The 21387-nt window shown below is 72.7% G+C and carries 21 protein-coding genes and 1 pseudogene; 11 read left to right on the top strand and 11 right to left on the bottom strand.

Features of this window, described 5'->3' with window-relative positions:
* Nucleotides 1-10: 10 nt before the first annotated feature.
* The 4 genes from phzG (at nucleotide 11) to KIS93_RS57930 (ending at nucleotide 3968) form a co-directional block, all read left to right on the top strand.
* A complete protein-coding gene (gene phzG / locus KIS93_RS57945; RefSeq protein ID WP_080039574.1) occupies nucleotides 11-646 on the top strand; it encodes a phenazine biosynthesis FMN-dependent oxidase PhzG in 636 nt (211 codons plus the stop codon).
* A gap of 13 nt (nucleotides 647-659) precedes the next feature.
* Nucleotides 660-2270, top strand: coding sequence for a flavin-containing monooxygenase (locus KIS93_RS57940; protein WP_080039573.1), 1611 nt, complete (start codon nucleotides 660-662; stop codon nucleotides 2268-2270).
* Nucleotides 2271-2331: 61 nt separating this feature from the next.
* On the top strand, nucleotides 2332-2658 hold the full coding sequence (locus tag KIS93_RS57935; protein ID WP_080039572.1) for an antibiotic biosynthesis monooxygenase family protein: 327 nt from the start codon (nucleotides 2332-2334) through the stop codon (nucleotides 2656-2658).
* Nucleotides 2659-2753: 95 nt separating this feature from the next.
* Entirely contained in the window at nucleotides 2754-3968 is a 1215-nt protein-coding gene (locus tag KIS93_RS57930; protein WP_080039571.1) for an FAD-dependent monooxygenase, read from the top strand.
* A gap of 9 nt (nucleotides 3969-3977) precedes the next feature.
* Here the strand turns inward: KIS93_RS57930 and KIS93_RS57925 are convergent, their stop codons facing one another.
* Complete coding sequence (locus tag KIS93_RS57925; protein WP_080039570.1) at nucleotides 3978-4379, bottom strand: VOC family protein; 402 nt, start codon at nucleotides 4377-4379, stop codon at nucleotides 3978-3980.
* 98 nt (nucleotides 4380-4477) lie between these two features.
* A complete protein-coding gene (locus tag KIS93_RS57920) occupies nucleotides 4478-4819 on the bottom strand; it encodes a hypothetical protein (RefSeq protein ID WP_155127697.1) in 342 nt (113 codons plus the stop codon).
* A gap of 158 nt (nucleotides 4820-4977) precedes the next feature.
* Here KIS93_RS57920 and KIS93_RS57915 point away from each other — a divergent pair, with 158 nt between their 5' ends.
* Both KIS93_RS57915 and KIS93_RS57910 read left to right on the top strand, forming a co-directional pair.
* Entirely contained in the window at nucleotides 4978-6030 is a 1053-nt protein-coding gene (locus KIS93_RS57915; RefSeq protein ID WP_155127694.1) for a helix-turn-helix transcriptional regulator, read from the top strand.
* A gap of 95 nt (nucleotides 6031-6125) precedes the next feature.
* On the top strand, nucleotides 6126-7064 hold the full coding sequence (locus KIS93_RS57910; protein ID WP_186405076.1) for a glycoside hydrolase family protein: 939 nt from the start codon (nucleotides 6126-6128) through the stop codon (nucleotides 7062-7064).
* Between the two features lie 55 nt (nucleotides 7065-7119).
* Here the strand turns inward: KIS93_RS57910 and KIS93_RS57905 are convergent, their stop codons facing one another.
* Entirely contained in the window at nucleotides 7120-7899 is a 780-nt protein-coding gene (locus KIS93_RS57905) for an SDR family NAD(P)-dependent oxidoreductase (protein WP_080039566.1), read from the bottom strand.
* Nucleotides 7900-8012: 113 nt separating this feature from the next.
* Between KIS93_RS57905 and KIS93_RS57900 the strand changes: the two genes are divergently transcribed.
* Entirely contained in the window at nucleotides 8013-8324 is a 312-nt protein-coding gene (locus KIS93_RS57900) for an ArsR/SmtB family transcription factor (RefSeq protein ID WP_186405075.1), read from the top strand.
* A 61-nt stretch (nucleotides 8325-8385) separates the two neighbouring features.
* Here KIS93_RS57900 and KIS93_RS57895 read toward each other — a convergent pair whose 3' ends face one another.
* Nucleotides 8386-8976, bottom strand: coding sequence for a hypothetical protein (locus tag KIS93_RS57895; protein WP_186405074.1), 591 nt, complete (start codon nucleotides 8974-8976; stop codon nucleotides 8386-8388).
* A 129-nt stretch (nucleotides 8977-9105) separates the two neighbouring features.
* On the opposite strand from KIS93_RS57895, the gene KIS93_RS57890 reads away from it, so the two are divergent.
* The gene (locus KIS93_RS57890) at nucleotides 9106-9717 is read left to right on the top strand and encodes a hypothetical protein (protein ID WP_080039564.1); all 612 of its coding nucleotides are present in this window, start codon (nucleotides 9106-9108) and stop codon (nucleotides 9715-9717) included.
* A gap of 118 nt (nucleotides 9718-9835) precedes the next feature.
* On the opposite strand, the gene KIS93_RS57885 is transcribed toward KIS93_RS57890, so the two are convergent.
* A complete protein-coding gene (locus KIS93_RS57885) occupies nucleotides 9836-10276 on the bottom strand; it encodes a VOC family protein (RefSeq protein WP_080039563.1) in 441 nt (146 codons plus the stop codon).
* Between the two features lie 107 nt (nucleotides 10277-10383).
* Complete coding sequence (locus tag KIS93_RS57880; protein WP_080039562.1) at nucleotides 10384-10941, bottom strand: cysteine dioxygenase family protein; 558 nt, start codon at nucleotides 10939-10941, stop codon at nucleotides 10384-10386.
* Nucleotides 10942-11020: 79 nt separating this feature from the next.
* On the opposite strand from KIS93_RS57880, the gene KIS93_RS57875 reads away from it, so the two are divergent.
* Nucleotides 11021-11878 (top strand): LysR family transcriptional regulator, encoded by an 858-nt coding sequence (locus tag KIS93_RS57875; protein WP_230466508.1) that lies wholly within the window; start codon nucleotides 11021-11023, stop codon nucleotides 11876-11878.
* An 88-nt stretch (nucleotides 11879-11966) separates the two neighbouring features.
* On the opposite strand, the gene KIS93_RS57870 is transcribed toward KIS93_RS57875, so the two are convergent.
* A complete protein-coding gene (locus KIS93_RS57870) occupies nucleotides 11967-12416 on the bottom strand; it encodes a MerR family transcriptional regulator (protein WP_080039560.1) in 450 nt (149 codons plus the stop codon).
* Nucleotides 12417-12495: 79 nt separating this feature from the next.
* On the opposite strand from KIS93_RS57870, the gene KIS93_RS57865 reads away from it, so the two are divergent.
* Nucleotides 12496-14010 (top strand): FAD-dependent monooxygenase, encoded by a 1515-nt coding sequence (locus KIS93_RS57865; RefSeq protein ID WP_080039559.1) that lies wholly within the window; start codon nucleotides 12496-12498, stop codon nucleotides 14008-14010.
* A gap of 32 nt (nucleotides 14011-14042) precedes the next feature.
* Here KIS93_RS57865 and KIS93_RS57860 read toward each other — a convergent pair whose 3' ends face one another.
* Genes KIS93_RS57860 through KIS93_RS57845 form a run of 4 tightly spaced genes read right to left on the bottom strand, consistent with a single transcriptional unit; the run spans nucleotide 14043 to nucleotide 18287 of the window.
* Nucleotides 14043-15116 carry a saccharopine dehydrogenase NADP-binding domain-containing protein gene (locus KIS93_RS57860; protein ID WP_080039558.1) on the bottom strand — a complete coding sequence of 358 codons (1074 nt, stop codon included), beginning with the start codon at nucleotides 15114-15116 and terminating at the stop codon, nucleotides 14043-14045.
* A complete protein-coding gene (locus KIS93_RS57855; protein ID WP_080039557.1) occupies nucleotides 15113-17059 on the bottom strand; it encodes a phosphopantetheine-binding protein in 1947 nt (648 codons plus the stop codon). Before KIS93_RS57855 ends, KIS93_RS57860 begins: the two co-directional genes overlap by 4 nt.
* A gap of 26 nt (nucleotides 17060-17085) precedes the next feature.
* Nucleotides 17086-17283: a hypothetical protein gene (locus KIS93_RS57850; RefSeq protein ID WP_186405073.1), complete on the bottom strand. Its 198-nt coding sequence runs from the start codon at nucleotides 17281-17283 to the stop codon at nucleotides 17086-17088.
* Entirely contained in the window at nucleotides 17187-18287 is a 1101-nt protein-coding gene (locus tag KIS93_RS57845) for a class I SAM-dependent methyltransferase (RefSeq protein WP_186405072.1), read from the bottom strand. Before KIS93_RS57845 ends, KIS93_RS57850 begins: the two co-directional genes overlap by 97 nt.
* Nucleotides 18288-18357: 70 nt before the next feature.
* Here KIS93_RS57845 and KIS93_RS57840 point away from each other — a divergent pair.
* A pseudogene (locus KIS93_RS57840) lies at nucleotides 18358-21366 on the top strand (non-ribosomal peptide synthetase); the annotation flags it as partial.
* Nucleotides 21367-21387: the final 21 nt, after the last annotated feature.

The raw sequence follows: 21387 nt of genomic DNA, 5'->3' as shown, positions 1-21387 counted from the left end.
GGAGGCACGCGTGAGCAGCAGGTTCGAAAGCCTGACGGGCCTGGTGGACGAGGCGTTCCCCGAGTACGACCGGCCGCCGGCCGAGCCGATGGACCTCCTGCGGCGCTGGGTCGAGGAGGCGAAGGCGGAGGGGGTGCGCGAGCCGCTGGCCCTGGCGCTGGCCACCGCCGACGCCCGGGGCCGCGCCTCCACCCGGATGGTCGCCGTCATCGACATCACCGACCGGGGCGCGCTCTTCACCAGCCACAGCAGCAGCCGCAAGGGCCGCGAGATCGCCGAGACCGGCTGGGGCTCCGGGGTGCTGTACTGGCGCGAGAGCGGCCGGCAGATCATCCTGTCGGGCCCGATCGTCCAGGTGCCCGACGAGGAGGCCGAGCGGCTGTGGGCCGCCCGCCCGCCCCAGCTGCACCCCATGTCCGCGGCCTCCCGCCAGAGCGAGCCGCTGGAGGACGCCGCCGCGCTGCAGGCCGAGGCGGACCGGCTGGCCGCGAGCGACGGGCCGCTGCCGCGCCCGGCCCGGTTCGCCGGTTACCGGCTGGAGCCGGCCGCCGTGGAGTTCTGGGCCGCCGCGGCCACGAGGCTGCACCGCAGGCTCCGCTACGACCAGACACCCGCGGGCTGGCAGGCCCGCAGGCTGCAACCATGAGAGGAGTTCACAGGTGACTGTCAAGACGGATTTCGACGCGGTCGTGATCGGCGCCGGATTCGCCGGGATCTACGCGTTGCATCGGCTGCGCAACGAGCTGGGGCTGAAGGTCAGGGCGTTCGAGCGGGCCGGCGGGGTCGGCGGCACCTGGTACTGGAACCGGTACCCGGGGGCCATGTCGGACGTCGAAGGCTTCGTCTACCGGTACTCCTTCGACCGGTGGCTGATCGACGACGACGTCTGGCGGACCCGCTACATCCCGCAGGCCCAGATCCTGGCGTACCTGGAGGCCGTGGTCGAACGCCACGACCTGGGCAAGGACATCCAGCTGAACACGGGCGTCGAGTCCGCCGTCTACGACGAGTCCGGCCACTTCTGGGACGTCACCCTCGACGACGGCAACCGCTGCACCACCCGCTACCTGGTCACCGCGCTCGGCCCGCTGTCGTCCAGGAACATCCCCGACTACCCCGGCCGCGACCTGTTCACCGGCCGGATCGTGCACACCGGCGCCTGGCCCGCCGACCTCGACATCACCGGCAAGCGCGTCGGCGTCATCGGCACCGGCTCGACCGGCACCCAGTTCGTCTGCACGGCCGCCGGCCTGGCCGAGCACCTGACCGTCTTCCAGCGCTCGCCACAGTACTGCGTGCCCTCCGGCAACCGCCCGCTGACCGAGGAGGAGCGGGCCGCCTACCGGGAGGGCTACGACCGCATCTGGGAGCAGGTGCGCGCCTCGCGGGTGGCCTGCGGCTTCGAGGAGAGCGACGTGCCCGCCATGAGCGTGACGGAGGAGGAGCGCCGGCGCGTCTTCGAGGAGGCGTGGGAGCAGGGCAACGGCTTCCGCTTCATGTTCGGCACGTTCGGCGACATCGCCACCGACCCGGCCGCGAACGAGGCCGCCGCCGACTTCATCAGGGGCAAGATCAAGGAGATCGTCCGTGACCCGGAGACCGCGCGCCGGCTCACCCCCACCGACCCGTACGCCAAGCGCCCGATCTGCAACTCCGGCTACTACGAGACCTTCAACCGCCCCAACGTCACCCTGGTCAGCCTCAAGGAGACCCCGATCAGGGAGATGACCGCCAAAGGCGTGGTCACCGAGGACGGCACCGAGCACGACCTCGACGTGCTGGTGCTGGCCACCGGGTTCGACGCGGTGGACGGCAGCTACCGCACCATGGACATCCGCGGCCGCGGCGGCCTGGACATCCGCACCCACTGGAAGGACGGCCCCACCAGCTACCTCGGCGTGGCCACCGAGGGCTTCCCCAACCTGTTCATGGTGCTCGGCCCCAACAGCGCCTTCAGCAACCTGCCGCCCGGCATCGAGACCCAGGTCGACTGGATCGCCGAGCTTATTGAGGCGGCCGAGGAGCGCGGCGCCGCCGCCGCCGAGGCCACCCGGCAGGCCGAGGACGAGTGGACGCTCGCCTGCCAGATCAGCGCCGGCCACACGCTCTTCCCGAAGGTCGACTCCTGGATCTTCGGCGCCAACATCCCCGGCAAGAAGAACAGCGTCATGTTCTACTTCGGCGGCCTGGGCGCGTATCGGGCCAGGTTGAAGGAGGTGGCCGCGGCCGGATACCCCGGCGTCACCTTCCACGGAGCCCGGTCGTCATAACGAATGAGGGGCCCCACTTATCGCATCAAGAGATTCCACCGACAGAGAAAGGAACACCACCATGAGTGAGACCGTGATCCGCGCAGACGACACGGTGGCGACGTTCATCAACATCTTCGACGTCGAGCCCGGCAAGCAGCAGGAGCTCATCGAGATCCTGAAGGAGGGCACGGAGAAGGTCATGCGGAGCCGGCCCGGCTTCGTCTCGGTGAACCTGCTCGCCAGCCCCGACGGGACCCGCGTCGTCAACTACGCCCAGTGGCGCAGCCCCGACGACGTCAAGGCGACGATGGGCGACCCCGAGGCGCAGGCGTTCGCCAAGCGCGCCGCCGAGATCGCCAAGGCGACGCCGAGCCCGTACCGGGTGGTCGCCACCTACCACGCCTGAGCCGGAACCCGAGGCCCGGCCCCGCCCCGCCGGCCACGCGCCGGCGGGGCGGCCACCGCCCGACCCGAGACCCGCAGGGGAGCACGTCAGCCGCCATGAGCAACGACACCACCGCCGACATCGTGATCGCAGGAGCCGGGATCGGCGGGCTGACCACCGCCCTGGCCCTGCACGCCCGCGGCATCGTCGCCACCGTCCTGGAGAGCGCGCCCGAGATCCGCCCGCTCGGCGTCGGGATCAACATCCAGCCCGCCGCCGTCGCCGTGCTGACCGCCCTCGGCCTGGGGGACGCGCTGGCCGCGACCGGCATCCCCACGCGCGCGCACCACTACCTCGACCACACGGGTGTCACCCTGTGGACGGAGCCGCGCGGCATCGCCGCCGGGCATCCGTGCCCGCAGTACTCCGTCCACCGGGGCGAACTGCAGACCCTGCTGCTGGACGCGGTCCGCGACCGGCTCGGCCCCGACGCGGTCCGCACCGGGACGCGGGTACACGGCTTCGAGCAGAGCAGGGACGGCGTCCGCGTGCACGTCCGCGACCGGACCCGCGGCGCCGACCGCCTGCTGGAGGCCGCCGCCCTGGTCGGCGCCGACGGGCTGCACTCGGCCGTCCGCGCCCGCCTGCACCCCGGGCAGGGCACGCTGTACGGGGCCGGGGTCGACATGTGGCGCGGCCTGACCGAGCTGGACGGCTTCCTCGACGGCCGCACGATGATCCTGGCCAACGACGAGCGGGCCACCCGCCTGGTCGCCTACCCCATCTCCGCCCGGCACGCCGCCCGCGGCCGGGCGCTGCTCAACTGGGTCCTGCTCGCCTCCACCGGCACGCCCGGCCCGGTCGGCGGCGCGGACTGGGACGTCCCCGGCCGGCTCGCCGACCTCCTCCCGCACGTCTCCGGATGGGACCTGGGCGCGCTCGACGTCCACGACGTCTTCTCCCGCAGCACCCGGATCCTGCGCTACCCGATGGTGGACCGTGCGCCGCTGGAGCGGTGGGGCCGGGGCCGCGTCACGCTGCTCGGCGACGCCGCCCACCTCATGTACCCGATCGGCGCCAACGGCGCCTCCCAGGCCATCCTCGACGCCGCCGCCCTCGCCGCCAAGCTCTCCCGCGGCGACGTGCCCTCAGCGCTGGAACGCTACGAGAACGACCGCCGCCCCGCCACCACCGCGATCATCCTCGCCAACCGGAAGATGGACCACGCCGAACGCATTGTGTCCGCCCGGCCCGGCACCGGCGACGACAAGGCCGCCGAACTGGCCACCATCACCGCCGACTACCGCTCCACCGTCGAACGGGCCTCCTGACGCCGGCTCCTAAGACCGGACCACCCCTTCGTCCGTCCACGTGACGCCCTTGTTGCGGCACAGACAGAAGGGATGCCCGACCGGATCGGTGTAGATCCGCCAGCCGTAGCCCTCCGGCCCGATGAAGTCCTTCCGCAGGGTCGCGCCCAGCCCGACGGCGCGCCGCTCCTCGGCCTCGATGTCGTCCACTTCGAAGTCGAGATGGAACTGCTTGGGGTGCTCGTCGTCGGGCCAGAGCGGCGGGCGGTAGTCGTCCACCCGCTGGAAGGCCAGCTCGATCTTGCCGAAGAGGATCCCGGCCCATTGGTCGTCGCTGTCCGGCTTGATCGCGCGGCCGGTCAGTTCGGCGTAGAAGGCCGCCAGCTTCATCGGGTCCGGGCAGTCGATGATGAAATCCGTGAGTTGGAGCATCAGGCGATGATGCCACAGGGCGGGGTGCGGGCAGGTCAGGGGCGCCCGCCGGCCCCGCCCGCGCCCTCGGCCGCGATGCTGTCCCCGAGCCGCGCCGCCTACGACATGGCGATCTCGATCGGCTCCGGCCGGGTCCGGACCGCGTTGTACCAGATCCAGGCCACGGCGTTGCTGATGGAGCCATGGCCGCTGCAGGTGAAGTAGGCGTAGCCCAAAGGCTCGGGGAACGAGACGAACGAGAAGCCGTCACTGCAGGTGACATGGACCTCGTACTCGTACATGGTGTTGCAGATCGCGCTGCCCGAGACGCGACCGGCGTCGGAGAAGTAGCCCGAGCACAGAGCACGGGCGGAGGCGGGGGCCGCGACCGAGGCGGCGGCCGAGGCGGACAGGACCGCGACGACCAGCAAGCGGGCCAGGAGCTGAGGAAGCGTTCGCATCGTGGAGGTCTCCCGTTCTGCGTGTCGAACACCTGCGGGTCCAGTCAACGATCGGCGGGCCCTTCCACCAAGTGCGTGGATCTACGTATCCACCACGGAAGATCCACTTGTCGTACGCTGGTGCGGTGGCCCGGCTGCGCGCAAGTCAAGTCCAGCAAGTGTTCCGTGCGATCCGCGAGACCGGGCCGCCAGGCTCGGGAGATGCCCGCGAACAGGTCATGGCGATCGCCGCGCGGATCGTTCCCAGCGACATCGTCGCCTTTCAGTCCATCGACCCGCACACGCACCACACCACGCAGATCGCTTCCCCCGACGAGTGGGTGACCGCCGACTACGAACAGATCTTCCGCGGCCACCTTCCCGACCATCCGCTGCTGCGTCACTTCCTGCGCACCGGTGACGGGGACGCGGTGCGGATGAGCGACGTGGTCAGCCGGCGCGAACTGCGCGGCCTCGGCATATACCAGGACTTCTATCGCCCGCTCGGCATCCACCACCAGACGGCCTGCTTGCTCACCTCGGATCTCGGCGTGGTCAACACGCTGGTGCTCAGCCGGGGCACGACCGACTTCGCCCAGGCCGAGCGGCAGCTTCTGCTCCTGGCCCGCCCGCACCTGGCCGGCCTGCTGGCGGCTTCGGAGACGCGTCACCTGTTCGAGGCCGCCCTGGCGGCGCTGGACGCGATCGACGACACCTCCTACGGCGTCATCCTGCTCGGCCGGTTCGGCAAGATCCGGGCGATGAACCGGTCGGCCCGGCTGCTCCTCGGCACCTACTTCCGCGGCTGCGGCGGGGAGAGCGGCACGCTGCCCGGGGAGCTGGCCTCCTGGCTCACCGAGCAACGCCGCGCGCCCAGCCTTGACCAGCCCGCGCCGCCGAGACCGTTCACACTCTCGCGTGGCTCCCGCCACCTCACCGTCACCCTGTCCGAGCACCACTCCAGCACCGCCCTGCTGCTGTCCGAGATCGACGCCGCGGCCCCGGCCGCCGTCACGGACAGCGGCCTCACCTCCCGGGAACACGATGTGCTCTGGCTGGTCGCCCACGGTCACACCAGCGCGCAGGCCGCGCAGGTGTTGCGGATCAGCGCCCGCACGGTGGAGAAGCACCTGGAGCACATCTACGCCAAGCTCGGCGCCGCCAGCCGTACGGAGGCCGCGCTGCGGGTGTTCGGCACCGCCGGCGGGCGGCCGGCGGGCACGCATACGTGATTTCACGAGCTTTCACCGCCTCTCGGCTCCGGTGATGCTGTTCGGCGGGCGAGTCACGCCATCGAGCAGCGCTTCGGATGAAAGTGGGATTTTTCGTGAACGTGTTCTTACGCGGCCTTCGACGCTGGGCGACCATGGTCGCGCTGGGGCTGCTGATCGTGCTGGCCGGCGCCGGTGCGGCGGCGGCCGACCCCATACCCGACCTGCCCGCGATCGACGAGCCCCCCTCGGACGGCGGCCAGCCGGGAGGCGGCGGTCAGCAGGGTGGCTCGGACTTCCCCTGTGCCGGCGGCGGAACGGGGCGCGAGATGCTGGTGGGCGAGATCAAGGACTTCATCGCCCGGCACGAGAGCGGCTACGGCCTGTCCGGCAACCCCAAGGTCTACATCGACACCAAAGGGCACCCGACGGTAGGCATCGGCTTCAACCTGGACCGTGCCGACGCCCGCGAGAAGCTCGCCGGCGTCGGAGCCGGCTACGACGACGTCCGCGCCGGCCGGACGACCCTGACACAGATGCAGATCACCCTGCTCTTCGAGGGCGACCTGGCGGTCGCCCTCGCCGCGGCCAAGCGGATCGTGCCGCAGTTCGACTCGTTGTCCATGGCCCGCCAGGCGGCGCTGGTCGACATGGTGTTCAACCTGGGGCCCACCGGTCTGGCCAAGTTCGAGCAGCTGCTGTCGGCCATCGGGCGAGGCGCCTACGAGGAGGCGGCCCAGTCCATGGTCAACTCGGCCTGGGCCCGCCAGGTCGGCAAACGCGCGGTCGAGGACGCCACGATGATGAGCCAGGGCCTCACCTGCCGCCCCCTGCCGGTGCCCGTCCCTCCACCGCCGGTCTCTCCCGACATCCCCGGCCTGGAGCCGGGAACCAGCGGCGGCGGCGCCAACGGCGGCACCAGCTACCCGGGCGACGTCACCACGTACCAGCCCGGCTGGACACCCGGCCCGACCGAAAGCTCCACCTGTAAGGCCAACGTCGAGGTCTACTACGAGGGCCACTGGGTCAGCAAGGTCGACGTGGAGTGCGCGTGAGCGTCATCCGCGGCGGCGTGCCGACGGCGATGCGCAGGAGGCGCCGCGCGGGTCATCAGAGCTCTTTGCGCAGGCCGCCGTCGATGACGAGGTCGGAGCCGTTGATGTTCGGCGCCCTTCCCGAGGCGAGGAAGACGACCAGGGCGGCTATCTCGGCCGGTTCGGTGATCTGCCCGGTGGACATCCCGAAGGTGGTAGGCAGGGTGGTGAGGAGCTCTTCACGCGAGATGCCGGCCCGGCTCGCGAGAACGTCACCCGTGCTGCCCGGCTCTGTCCACACCGCGGTACGTACGGGCCCGGGGGAGATGGTGTTGACCCTGACGCCACGAGGACCGAACTCCTCGGCGAGAGCCTTGCCCAGGTTGGCCAGCGCGGCCTTGGCGGCGGAGATGTCCACCAGGTGCGGCGCCGGGCGCCGTGCGTTGACCGAGCCGATGTTGATGATGTGGCCGCGGCGCTCGACGATGCCGGGCAGCGCGGCCCGGCTGGCCCGGATGGCGCTGAACAGGGTCAGGTCGAGAGCGTGCCGCCAGTCGTCGTCGGAGACGGACAGGAAACCGCCCGGGTGCGGGCCGGTGGTGCCGGCGACGTTGTTGACCAGGAGGTCGATGCCGCCGAGCTCGGCCATGGCCGTGTCGATAAGGCGGCCGGGACCGTCGGGGGTGCTGAGATCGACGGAGACGGCGAACGGGGTGATCCGCCTGATCTCGTCGCCGATGTTCCTGGCGCCCGCCACCACCTGGTAGCCCTCATCGCGCAGGGCGGCGGCGACGGCCAGCCCGATGCCCTTGCCGGCGCCCGTGACGACGGCGTTCCTGGTCCGGTCCGCGGCCATGATCTGCCCTTCCTGGAGATGGACGGTCCGCAGGTGCGATGCCGATCCCGTGAGGGAGGCGTCGATACATCACTGTATGCTGATATATGCGCGCAAAGTATCATCGCCTGGTGATGAGTGGCAACGGTGGCAGCGGCGCCGACGACCGGCTCTCCCTGATCGGGCGCGCACTCGGCTGCTCGGTCCGGCTGACCGTGTTGCAGCGGCTCGCCCAGGGGGAGGCGTCCGTCAGCGAATTGACCAGCCACACCGGCGTCACCCAGCCGAACATGTCGAACCATCTGGCCGTGCTGCGCTCGGCCGGACTGGTGACCTGCCGCCGCCTCGGGCGGGTCGTGCGCTACCGGCTCGCCTCGCCCGAGGCCGCCGACCTCGTCCACGGCCTGACCCGGTTCGCGACGTCCGAGCGGCCTGCACCGCAGTAGGCCGGCCGCCGACCGTCGGTTTGCGGTGCCTGCCCGCGCTCATGGTCATGGTGTCACCGCTTCAGTCCGGCCATTCGGCCAGGTACCAATCCGGCTGGAACTCGTACGTGCTGATCCGGTAGATCACCCGCCGGTTGGTGGCGTCGATGGTGAGCACCATGTCGGGGCCGTCCCGGTGGTGCTCGCCGCGGGCGCAGGCGGCGATGCGGGCTGGGTCGCCGGTCAGGACGCCCGGCTCGTGTTCCCCGGCGGCGATCTTCTGCAGCAGACCGGCGGAGATGTGGAGGCGCGGGTCGGCCCGGGTCACGCTGTAGGTGCCGTCGGCGTCGCGGCTGACCGTGCAGTCGCCGAACACCTCGGGCACGCACCCGAAGCGGAGGTTGAGGGCGCCCGGGGCGAGCAGCAGCCCGGCCGCCGCGCAGAAGTCCTCCAGGCTGATGGCGCCGTCCGGGCCGGGCTCGCCGAACTCGGCCACCGATCCGTACGGCGGGTGCGACCACGTCCGCCAGTCCGCGGTGTCGTAGGCGTCCACGGTGCCGAGGCCGGACTGGTAGCGCAGGCAGAGGTACTGCCCGTCGGCCGTCCATGCGTCCCACTGGGACAGGTCACAGTCCCGCACGGTTTGGATGACCTTGACCAGAGTGGTGCTCATGCTCCCAGTGTGGGACCGGCGGCACGGGCGCGGGCCGTCGCCACGGGTGAGCACTGTGCGGTTGCCTGGTGATCCATTGGCGTGTAGGTCAGGAGATGTCGCCCACTACTCCGAGAAGGGACGAGCCACGTGATCTTCCGCCCGGCCAAGCGGCAGAACAGGGACCAGCCCCTGGCGAAATATCTCTCCAACAGGGAGAGGGTTCGGTCATGGATCACCGGCTGGGACTGTCCGGAGATCGATTGGCCGGGGCTGGAGGAGATCCCGCACCCCTGGGGGCTGCCGCGCGGCAGCGAGGAGAAGTGGCTGCGGCGTCATGGGCCGTTCCCCGGCGAGTACCGCTGGCTCCTGGAGGCCCGCCCTCTCACGCCGGACATCTCCCAGGTCTGGGCGGTCTGGCAGTTCGACGGAGATCACCAGTTCGACCGGCTGGAGATCGAGGTCCGGTGCGTACCCGACCCCGTCTACCTGGCAGAGAAGCTCACGCTGGCCGCGCACGCCGCCGACCTCAAGGGGTGGCAGGAGCAGGACCAGCACGCGCTCTACGACTGGCTGATCGAGGGGCTCGACAGCCGCCCGCTGAGCGAGGGAGTACGAGGGCAGAAGCGGGCCGGGTTCATCCTCTTCGCCCTGACCCGCATGCCGATCGGCTCGGCCACGCTCAGCGCGAATCTGCGGATGACGCTGACGGACACCGCTCTGGACGGCTCGCCCCTGAACGCTCAGGGCGAGCCGCTCTGACCGGATTCTCGTCACCGTCCCGAGTGGCGGCGGCGAGCCCTTCCCGGTGAGGGCCTGTCACGTCGCCGGCGGGACCCTGCCCGGCCTGGACACGGTCCGGCTCGGCCGCGACGGGTCGTCAGCCGAGTTGCTGGGCCAGGCCGACGAGGATGCCCTCGGGGCCGCGCACGTAGCAGAGCCTGTGGCTGTTCTCGTACTGCTCCACCGTGCCGACGAGGTCGGCGCCGTGGCGGCGCAGGCGGGTGATGACGTCGTCGAGGTCGTCGACGGCGAACATGATGCGGCGAATGCCCAGCGTGTTCACCGGCGCGTCCGCCGGCACGCCGCCGATCGCCTCCGGCGTGCGGTACTTCGTCAGCTCGATCCGCCCGTGGCCGTCCGGGGTCCGCAGCATCGCCACCTCGACGCGCTGCTCGTCCAGCCCGACGACGCGGGCCGCCCAAGCCTCCTCGATCGCCGCCTTGCCCTCCAGCTCCATGCCGAGCTCCACGAAGAACGCGATGACCGCGTCGAGGTCGTCGACCACGATGAGGACGTTGTCCATCCGCTGAATCGTCATACCAAGTCTCCTTGATCACGCGGCCGGTACGTGGCCGCCGGTATCCCTGGGACGGAGCCGGGACGGCGTTCTCGACATCCTCGGCGGCCCGCGTCCCGGATTCTTCGTCAGCGATCGTGGCGCTGCTCGTAGACGCGGCGCACGCTGGTGCCGTTGCTGAGGTCGGCGCCGTACACGTGCAGGGTGATCGCGACCGTCTCGCCGGTGTTGCGGACCCGGTGGATGTCGTCGGGCGGCGCGGCGGCGCTGACCGAGCCGGCGGGCCGGTGCCGTTCGCCGATCTCGACCAGGCGGTCGCCGTCGATGTCGTACAGGGTCTCGGTCTCGGCGCCCTGGAGCACCTGGAACGAGCACCACACCAGGTGGTCGTGGATCTCCGTCACCTGGCCGGGCCGCCACACCACCGCCGACACCGAGAACGCCGCCTCGGTGTGCAGGGTGTGCCGGGTGTAGCCGTCGGGCGAGCCGGCCCGTTCGGCCGGGGTGAGGAGGCCGGCGTCCGGTCCGGTCTCCGCCAGGACGACGGCCACCTGCTCGGCGATGGCGCGCGGGGCCGCCTGGCCGCTGGCGTGCGGCCGGATGCGGGCGACCAGCTCGGCCAGGCCGGTCCTGGGCGGCGGGCCGGTGCGGATGGTGCCGGCGGGGGTGGTCAGCTGCTCGGTCATGGCAACGATGCTGGCGCGCCGGGGCTCATGACGTCCAATGCCAAAGTCTCGAACGTCCCATAGATAAACTTGATAGGTGATGAACCTGACGCACCTGCGGGTTCTCGAGGCCGTCGCCCGGCACGGGTCGGTGACCGAGGCGGCCAGGGAGCTGCACTACTCCCAGCCCTCGATCAGCCACCACCTCGGGCGGCTGGAGTCCTCGATCGGGGCCCGGCTGATCCAACGTGTGGGCCGCGGCATCCGGCTCACCCCCGAAGGCGAGGTTCTGGCGCAGCGGGCCAGGGAGATCGTCGGGCGGGTGGAGGCGGCCTCCGCCGAGATGGCCGCCCACGTCGGGCTGCGGGCCGGGCGGGTCCGGGTCGCCGGTTTCCAGACGGTCCTCAGCACGATCGTCCCCAAGGCGGCGGCCGAGCTGGCCGCGTCGTACCCGGGCATCGAGCTGAACCTGGTCGACGTGCACCCGGTCGAGGGGCTGCGGATGTTGCGCGCCGGGCACGTCGACCTCGCCCTGGTGTTCCGGCACGCCGACACCCCGGACGAGGAGGAGGGCTTCCGGCTGACCCACCTGCTGGACGACCCGCTCTACCTGATCAGCCGCGAGCCGGGCCAGCGACTGGAGGATCACCGCGACTCCGCCTGGGTCGGCGGGTGCGAGCGGTGCCGCGCCACGATGGTCGCCGCCTGCCGGCGAGCGGGCTTCACGCCGCGGATCGCGTACAGCAGTGACGACATGGTCGTGGTCCAGACGCTCGTGGCGGCCGGCATGGGCGTCGCCACCCTGCCCGGGCTCGCACTGCAGGCACACCGTACGCCAGGGGTGCACGCCACCGAGATCCCGGGCCACGCCCGGCACATCTACGCCGCCACCTACGGCGAGCCGCCGGACCCGCCCGCGACCACCGCCCTGCTCGACATCCTCAGGGCGATCACCTAGCGCCTGCCGACGACCTTCCCCGCCGCCCGGTCACGTGCGTTCGCGCATGCGAGAGACTTCGTCCCGGTCGTGACCGGGTGTCGCGGATTCATGGGCGGGACGGCGGTGGGGGCCGCAGCGCGGCGAGTGCGTGGTCGACCACCTCGCCGAGTTCGGTGCGCAGATGGGTGCACTCGCGCACTGGATCCGCCGTCGGGCAGGTCAGCAGGTGTTCGAGGAGCTGCTGGGCGAGGTGCAGGTCATGGATCCGGGTCCTGATCGTCTCGATGGAGGCGATCAGAACCTGCCGGCCTGAGGGCTGATCCGCGGGCGGGTCCTCGGTGATCAGCGTGGCGGTGTCGGCCAGGCTGACCAGGCCGCGGTGGTGCAGGCGCTGGATGAGCGCGAGCCGGCGCAGCTGTTCGTGGCCGTAGTAGCGCACGTTGCCCCGGCGTTCGGCGGCGGGGAGGAGGCCCAGGTCGTCGTAGTACCGCAGGGTGGAGACCGGCATGCCGAAGCAGCGGGCCACCTGGCTGATCGAGTAGCGCTCGTCCGTCATGGATCCATGTTGCGCTCAAGTCGACTTGAGCGTGCAGGGTGGACACCGATCACCACGGAACGGCTGAAGGGAGCGGGCGATGCGGATCGAGGATGTGCCGGTGCTGGTGGTGGGCGGCGGGCCGGTCGGGTTGTCGACGGGGCTGTTCCTCGCCCACTGGGGCGTGCGGCCGCTGGTCATTGAGAAGCGGGAGGGGATCTCGGAGGTGGCTCGGGCGGGCACGAGCCTGCGCACGCTGGAGGTGTTCCGTTCCATAGGGCTGGAGGCGGCGCTGAAGGAGGCCGGCTGGGAAGGCGGCCCGCCGATGCGCACGGTGTTCAAGGACAGCGGGTTCGGCGCCACCGTGCACCGGGCAGGGCTGCCGGAGCGCTACGCCGCCAGGCTGGAGACCTGCAGCCCGGTGAACCCGCGCCTGATCCTGACGCACGACCAGGTGCAGCGTCTCGCCCTGGACGAGGTGCGCCGCCGCGGCGGCCAGGTCCGGTTCGGCACCCGGCTGGTCGACCTCGTCCCCGAGGCCGACCGGGTGCGCGCGCGGGTCGTCGACGTCGCCACGGGCGCGGAATGGCAGATCAGGGCCGACTACCTCATCGGCGCGGACGGGGCGAACAGCGACGTACGCGAGCGTCTGGGGATCAAAGTGCCCGACCGCGAGGTCATCGCGCGCCTCAACACCGCGTTCTTCCGCGCCGATCTCGGGCCCGTGCTGCGGGAGTGGGGAACGCACATGTGCTTCGTGCGCAACGACGCGGTGTACGCGACGCTCATGTCGAAGAACGGGCACGACCAGTGGTCGTCCCACATCATGGACTACCCCGGCAAGCCCCACGAGCCGGCCGAACTGACCGAGAGCAAGACCATCGACCTGCTGCGGGCGGCGATCGGCGACGACAGCGTCCGGATCGAGCTGCACGCCGTCAACGCCTGGGAGGCCGCCATCGGCATGGCCGCTTCGTTCGCGGCCGGCCGGGTCTTCCTGGCCGGTGACGCCGCCCACGTGCAGAGCTCGGCGGGCGGGCTCGGCATGAACACCGGCATCCAGGACGGCCACAACCTCGCCTGGAAGATGGCGGCGGTCCTGGACGGGTCGTTCACCCCGGCCTTGCTCGACACCTACGAGCCCGAGCGCCGCGCCGCCGCCCGGGCGTCCCTGAACCTCTCCCGCGGCCTGCACCAGGGTTACCAGGCGCTGGACGGCGGCCCGGACGCCCTGTACGACCAGATCGCGGCCGACTACCTGCGCGGCATGATGTGCTACGCCTACCCCCCATACGACAGTCCTGAGCCCGACGTGCTGGACGACACCATCCGGCCCGGCCGCCGGTTCCCGCACCGCTGGATCGACTCGCCCGCGGCCGGCCGGGTCTCCACGCTCGACCTGGCCGGCTCGCACTGGAGCCTGTTCACCGGTCCGGGCGAGCACCGGTGGCCGGCGGCGGTCGCCTCCCTGGGGATCGACGTGCACGTTCACGAGCTCGAAGCCGTGGAGGGCGCGGCGCTGGTCAGGCCCGACGGCTTCGTGGCCTGGCACGGAACCGCACCCGAATCCCTCAGGGAAGAACTGCGTGCCCTGGGGCTGCCGCGGCACCGCTGATGCCTTTCCGCTTCCCCTGCTCGCCGGCGGCCCTATTCGATGGTGAGACCGGTCACCAGCGCGTCCTCGCGCAGGGCGGCGGCGGTCGCGTCGGGGTCCAGCACTTCGGCCGCCAGGTGGACGCCCGGCGGGACGGCGCCGGACAGCACCGCGCGGGTGGCCAGCGCCATCACCACCCCGCTCAACGCGTAGGAGTCCACGGCGGTGAGCAGCACTCTCGTGGGCCCGGGCGGGGCGCCCGGGCGGGGGCGCGCGGTGAACAGCATGACGTAGAAGGCGCCGAAGTCGGCGTTGTCCCGCAGGGAGGCGCGCACCACGGTCTCCGCGTACGGCGCCAGCGTCTCGGGGCGGGCGTCCGGTGCTTCGGCCCACGCCGCGGCCAGGGCCTCGGGGAGGCGGTTGGAGACGAAGACGTTGTAGGAGCGCACCTCGCCGGCCCCGGTGTCGGTGGCCAGGGTCTGTGCCTCGGTGGTGAGGTACGGCCAGGCGTGCACGGGCACCGGGAAGCCGGGCAGCCGCACCTGGTGCAGCGGGGCGAGCGTGCCGGGGGCCACCCGGCCGTCCCGCCAGGCCGCCATGGGCTCGCCGAACCGCGGGCCCCTGGTCAGCAGCGCGTCCACGGCGGACAGCGGGGTGAAGACGGCGGCACCGCCCACGTACACGTCGAGGCGGCGCGGCGGGCGTCCCTTGGCCAGGAGCCGGGGCAGCAGGCCGGACAGGCCCGGCATGACCCCGGCGGAGAACACCGCGGTCCGGTCGCCGACGACGCCGTCGCCGGTGAGCGCGTCCTTGGCGGCCAGTTCGCCGCCGATGTCGACGTAGTCGGCGCCGGCGGCGAAGGCGGCGCGGGCGACCGTGTCCAGGACCTGATACGTGGGCCCCGCGCAGCTGACCACGATCCGGCAGCCGGCGCAGAAGGCGGCCAGCCCGGCGGGATCGTTCAGGTCCACCCGGACCGCGTGCGCAGGGGCGGGCAGCGTGGACGCGAGGTCCGCGGCCTTCGTCAGGTTCCTGCCGCCGATGCGCAGCGGCCCGAGTCCGTAGGCGGCGATGCGCCGCGCGGCCGTGCGGCCGACCGCGCCGGTGGCGCCCAGGATCCCGATCACCGCTGGTCCCCGAGGCGGGCGCGGACGACGGCGGCCACCCCCGCGACCGTGGGGTCGGACAGGAACTCGCGCACGGGCACGGACGCGCCGGCCTCCTTGGCGAGCCGCACGACCGCCCGGACCGCGAGCAGGGAGTCCCCGCCGAGGCCGAAGAAGTCGGCGGCCCGGTCGAGCACCGGCACCTCCAGCAGCTCCTCGAACACGTCGGCGACCGCCTGCTCCAGATCGCCGGCCGGCGGCCCTTCCCGGTGGCGGACGGCCGGCTCGGGCAGCAGGCCGAGCCGCAGGCCGCCGCCGGGTGCCGGCTCCGGGGTGCCGGGCAGCCCGGGCAGCCGGTCCCAGCCGCTCCCGTCGGCGAGCGCGTCGACCAGCGCCACGAACTCGTCGAACGCCGCCGTCACCTGATCGCTCTCGAACAGCTCCTCGACCAGCGAGAAGACCGCCACCATCTCCGGGCCCAGCTCGAAGCAGCGGACCTCGATCGCCACCTGCGGCGTGCGCAGCTGGTGGAAGTAGTCGGAGGCGACCACCTGGCCGAGCGGCCCCGCCTCCTCCGGCGGCCCGCCGCCCATGGCCGCGTCCACGCCGAGCACGCTCTGGAAGACGACCGGCCCGACCGGCCGCCAGCTCCCGCGGCGGCGGGCCACCTCGCGCCCGACCTCCACCCCGGTGATCAGGTTGTGGGCGGCGTGCTCGCCGGACGTCGCCTGCACGGCGGCGGCGAGCTCGGCGAACGTGGCCTCGGCGGCCAGGTCGAGGGGGAGCAGCATGGTCGCGGCGAAGGCGCCCACCACGCGCTGCACCTCGGGGTGGATCGGCAGGCGGTTGAGCTGCAGCGAGTTCAGCAACATCCGGCGGTGCCCGGCCCAGCGGGCCAGCACCACGCCGAACGCCGTCAGCATGGCGGTGGACGGGGTCACGCCCCGGTCGGTGCACTGCCGGCGCAGCGCCGCCCAGCTCCCGGCGCTCCAGCGGTGCTCGCGGTTGCCCATGGTGACCGGCCGTACCTCCTGCGGGTCGGCGGCCAGGGGCAGCGCCGGCGGTCCCGGCAGCGTGTCGAGCCGGGACCACCACCAGTCGCGGTCGGCCTGCCAGGCCTCGGTGGCGGGCAGGTCGGCGAGCGAGGTGACGTAGTCGCCGAAGTGGATGTCCAGGGGCGGCAGGGCGGCGTTCCAGTCGGCGGCGAAGGTGAGCAGGTCGCGGCTGAGCACGCTGGACGACCAGCCGTCGAACAGCAGCAGGCTCAGGCCGAGGTGCAGCCGGCCCTCGTCCCCGGGCAGCAGCGTGAGCCGGACGTCGATGCCGGGCCCGCTGGTGGGGTCGGGGCCGTGGGTGCTCATCTCCTGCCGTACGTCGCGCAGTGCCGTGGCGATCTCGCCCGGGGACGCCTCGCGCAGGTCGTACACGCGGACCTGAGGCACCGCGCCGGGCGCGTCGGCGGGCAGGACGTGCTGGCGGCCGTCGGAGGTGACCCGGGCCCGCAGCGTGGGCTGGTGCGCGGCCAGCCGTTCGACGGCGTCCGCCAGGGCGTCGGCGGCCTCGTCGCCGTCCACGCCGGTCAGGGCGTAGTCGAGGTAGTAGTGGGCCGAGTCGTAGGACAGCTCCCAGCCGTCCTGCTGGCCGACGAAGTAGCCCTGCTGGAGGGGGAGCAGGGGGAACTCGGCGTGCGGGTCGGGGCGCGGCGTGACGGTGAGGGGCAGCGCCCTGGTCGCGGGCGCGCCGCCGGAGGCGTGCCGGCGTACCAGCTCGGCCAGGTCGTCCAGGGTGGTCTCGACCCGCACGTCCGACAGGGCGAGCGCGACGCCGAGCCGTTTACGGACGAGCGCCGACATGCGGACCGCCAGCACCGAGTCTCCGCCCAGGCGCAGGAACCCGACGTCGTGCGGGATCTCGTCCGGCGGCAGGCCGAGCAGCTCCGACCAGATCTCGGCCAGTTCCTTCATGCGTGTACTCCCATCAGTTCAGGTGATCAGCGGGTGGCGACGAGCAGCCGCTGCGACAGCGCGGCCAGCGGGTCCCCGGCGCGGGGCAGGTCCACCTCGACCCGCAGCCCGCTGCCTTCCAGTGCTTTCAGCCATTCCTCGCGGCTGAGGTAGGTGCGGGTGGTGCCGGCCCGGCCGTCGAGCCGGCGCGGCGGCCCGTCCTGGGTGGACAGGGCGAACGGCATCGAGGTGAGCGACTGGGGGTGCTCGCGGACGGTCTCGATGAGCAGCACCCGGCCGCCGGGGCGAGCGACGCGGCGGCCTGGCCGAGCAGGCGGCCGACGTGCGGCGCGTTGTGCGCCATGGTGGCCGCGACGATCAGGTCCAGCTCGCCCGGCCGGCCGGGCAGGTCGTGGGCGATGTCGAGCAGGGCGTAACGCAGGAAGCCGGCCTCGAAGCGGCGCCGCGCGGTGTCGAGGAAGAACGGGGACAGGTCGGTGAACAGGTAGAACTCGACCGGCCGGCCGGCCAGCGCCGGCAGCAGGTCGGCGGTGGTGGCGCCGATGCCGGCGCCCAGCTCCAGGATCCGCAGCGGCCGGGTGGCCCGCTCCGCCTGAGCCCGGACCACCTCCGCGGCGGCGGCGTTGAGGTAGCGGCTGATCACGTTGCCGCGGTAGACGGCCTCGGCGGTGGCGGGCTCGCCGTCCGGGTAGAGCAGCGCCTGTACGCCGATCTCGTCGCGCAGCAGGGCGGGCAGCAGCCGCAGCGAGCGCAGCATGAGCTCGGCCAGCTCGGCGGGGTACCCGAGCGCCAGCCGCGCGGCTTCCATGCGGGTGCGGGCGGTGGCCAGCTCGGCGCGGCGCGGGCCGCGCAGGTCGTGGTAGCGGCCCGCCGGGTCCCGGTCCACCAGGCCGGCCTCGTGGAGCGCGGCCAGCCAGTGGCCGGCGATCCAGCGGTGCCGCGGCGCGGCCCCGAGATCGCCCGCGATCGTGCCGGCCTCGTGCGCCGCGTCCCGGCCCAGGCCGGGGTACGGGGAGGTCTGGCGCGCCAGGTCCTGGCCCGGCCCGGGGGACAGGCGGGGCTGGTGCGCCGCGTCCTGGCCCAGGCGGCTGTGCCGGTGCAGGTGGGCCGCGAGGCCCAGGAGGATCAGCCGGTCCAGGTCCTCGACGGCTCCGGCCGCGCCGCTCAGGTCGGTACCGGCGATGGCGGCGTGCCCCGCGCCGTCGGCACGGTCGTTCAAGGGCGACATGGGGCGAGATCGTATGAAATAACGGTAATCATTTTCAAGATCTGGACAAAGCCGACGAAGGCGTGTAGCAATGAAAACCGTTTCCATTGCCATGCTCGGAAAGGGGTCACCCTTGGGTTCCGCCACCGTCGAAGAAGTGCTCGACTGTCTGGCCGACGTCCTGGAACTCCGGCCCTCGGACCTGGACCCCGACACCCCGCTCACCGCCTTGGGTCTGGAGTCCTTCACGGCCGTGCGCCTGCGTCGGCGGCTCATGGAAGAGTCCGGGCTCGAGCTTCCCCTGACGGCCTTCCTCGGCTCCGCGACCGCGCGGACGGTCGCCGCCGGCCTCGTCCCGGACCAGCCCGCCGAGGCCGGGGAGCCCTTCCCGCTGACCCCGATCCAGACCGCCTACCTCGTCGGCCGGGACCCCGCGTTCCCGCTCGGAGGAGTGGCCACCTTCTACTACGTCGAGTACGACCGCGTGCCACCGGGCTCCCCGGAAGCGGACCTCGACCGCTTGCAGAGCGCGTGGAACCGGCTCGTCCGGCGGCACCCGATGCTGCGCATGGTGGTGGACGGCGCGGCCAGGCAGACGGTGCTCGACCAGGTGCCGGACTACGTCATCGCCCGTACCGACCTGCGCGGGGAAAGCCCGGAACGGGCCGAGCGGGCGCTGGAGGCGTTGCGCGCACAGTGCTCGCACCAGGTGCTGCCCGCCGACCGGTGGCCGCTGTTCGACCTGCGGGCGGCGCTGCTGCCGGACGGCCGCACCCGGCTGTTCGTCGGCGTGGACGTGCTCGCCCTGGACCTCATGAGCTGGATGCGGCTGATGAGGGAGTGGGGGCAGTACACCGCCGATCCCGACCTGGAGCTGCCCCCGCCGCCGCTCGGCTTCGCCGACCTCGTACGGCGCCGGCTGACGGACCCGGCCGAACGGCGGCGCCGCGAGCTCGACTCCGCCTACTGGGCCCGCCGCGCTCCCGGCCTGCCCGACGGCCCCGACCTGCCGTGGACCCGGGGCCCGGCCGAGTTCAGCGGCCACCGACTCGTCCGGCACGCCGCGGAGCTGCCGGCCGAGGAGTGGGCGCAGCTGCGCAAGCAGGGCGCGGCGCACGGGCTGAGCCCCACCGGCCTGCTGCTGGCCGCCTTCGGCCTGGTCCTGCAACGCTGGGGCGCCCGCGACCCCTTCTGCCTCAACACCACCCTCTTCGACCGCGACGACCTCGCCCGCGGCGACGACACCCCCGGCCTGGACGGCATCGTCGGCGACTTCACCAGCACCGTCCTGGTGGAGATCCCCGTCGCCGACCCCGGCCGCTGGTACGGCTTCGCCGGCTACGCCGCGGCCGTCAACCGTCAGTTCTGGACCGATCTCGACCACCGGGCCGTCTCCGGGATGGAGGCGCTGCGCGCCGCGATCGAGGCGGGGGAACGCCCCCGCGTCACCGACCCGGCCACCGGCCTGCCCATCCCCACCCACACCGTCGTCTTCACCAGCGGCATCGGCCTGGCGGGCCCGGGTGAGCCGCCGGCCGCCTGGCTCGGCAGCGAGGTCTTCGGCGTCTCGCAGACGCCCCAGGTCATGCTCGACCACATCGTCTGGGACGAGGACGGCCGGCTGCGCATCGCCTGGGACGCCGTGGACGGCGCGCTGCCGGCCGGGTTCGTCGACGGCATGCTGGCCGCGCACGTCCGCCTCCTGCGCCGGCTGGCCACCGAGCCCGAGCTGTGGACCGACCCCGCGCTCGGCTGGGACCCGTCGTTCCGCGCCGACGAGGACGTGCCGGCCGGGGCGTTCGACGGGGCCGGCCCGCTCCTGGACGACCCGCTGCGCGCCGCCGCCGAACGGACCCCGTCCGCGCCCGCCCTGCTCGACCCGGCCCGCGAGGTGACCTCGGGAGACCTCGCCGAGCGAGCCCGGCGCACCGGCCGCGCGCTGGCCGCGCTCGGGATCGGGCCGGGCGACCTGGTGACGGTCGTGGCGGACAAGGGCATCGCCCAGGTCACCGCCCTGCTCGGCGTGCTGGCCAGCGGTGCGGGGTACGTGCCCGTGGAGCCGTCCTGGCCCGCCGGCCGGGTGGCCGCGCTGAGCGAGCAGGCGTCGATCAGGACGGCGCTGCTCGCACCGGACGCCGACGCCACCGCCTGGCCGGAACCCGTCGTCGTGCACCGGCTCGACGCCGACGGCGTGCTGAGCCTGCCGGAGGAGGCCGAGCCGCGGCGGCCCGCGCCCGGCGACCTCGCCTACGCCATCTTCACCTCGGGCTCGACCGGCCGGCCCAAGGGCGTGACCATCGAGCACCGCGCCGCCCGCACCACCCTCGACGACCTCGACGGCCGCTTCCCCCTCGGCCCGGACGACCGGGTGCTGGCCCTGTCGGCCTACAGCTTCGACCTGTCGGTCTACGACATCTTCTCCGTGCTCGGCTCCGGCGGCGCCGTCGTCCTGCCCGACGCCCACCGCCAGCGCGACCCCGGCCACTGGCTGGAGCTGATGGCCCGCCACCGCGTGACCGTGTGGAACACCGCTCCCGCCCTGCTGGAGATGCTGGTCGAGTACGCCGAGCTGGAGCCGGAGGCGGTGCGCGAGGCCCTGGCCACGCTGCGACTGGTGCTCCTGTCGGCCGACTGGATCCCGGTGACGCTGCCCGACCGGCTGCGGGCGCTCGCGCCGGACGCCGAGGTGGTCAGCCTGGGCGGGGCGACCGAGGCGTCGATCTGGTCCATCTGCCACCCCATCGGGCAGGTCGATCCGTCCTGGCCGAGCATCCCGTACGGCAGGGCGCTGGGCGGCCAGTCCTTCCACATCCTCGACGAGCACGGCCGGCCCAGCCCCGTGGGCGAGCCCGGCGAGCTGCACATCGGCGGCGACGGGCTGGCCCGCGGCTACGTCGGCGACCCCGCGCAGACGGCCGAGCGGTTCATCACCCACCCGATCCTGCGCCGCCGCCTCTACCGCACCGGCGACCTCGGCCGCTGGCGGTACGACGGGACGATCGAGTTCCTCGGCCGGCTGGACCGGCAGGTCAAGATCCGCGGCCACCGGATCGAGCTGGGCGAGATCGAGGCCACGCTCGACCGGCACCCCGCCGTGCGGCAGGCGGTGGCCCGCGCGGTG

It is taken from the genome of [Actinomadura] parvosata subsp. kistnae, assembly GCF_900323885.1.
In the GTDB taxonomy this organism is placed as follows: domain Bacteria; phylum Actinomycetota; class Actinomycetes; order Streptosporangiales; family Streptosporangiaceae; genus Nonomuraea; species Nonomuraea composti.
The sequence above is the reverse complement of the archived record's forward strand: the minus strand, read 5'-3'. Positions and strand labels throughout refer to the sequence as shown.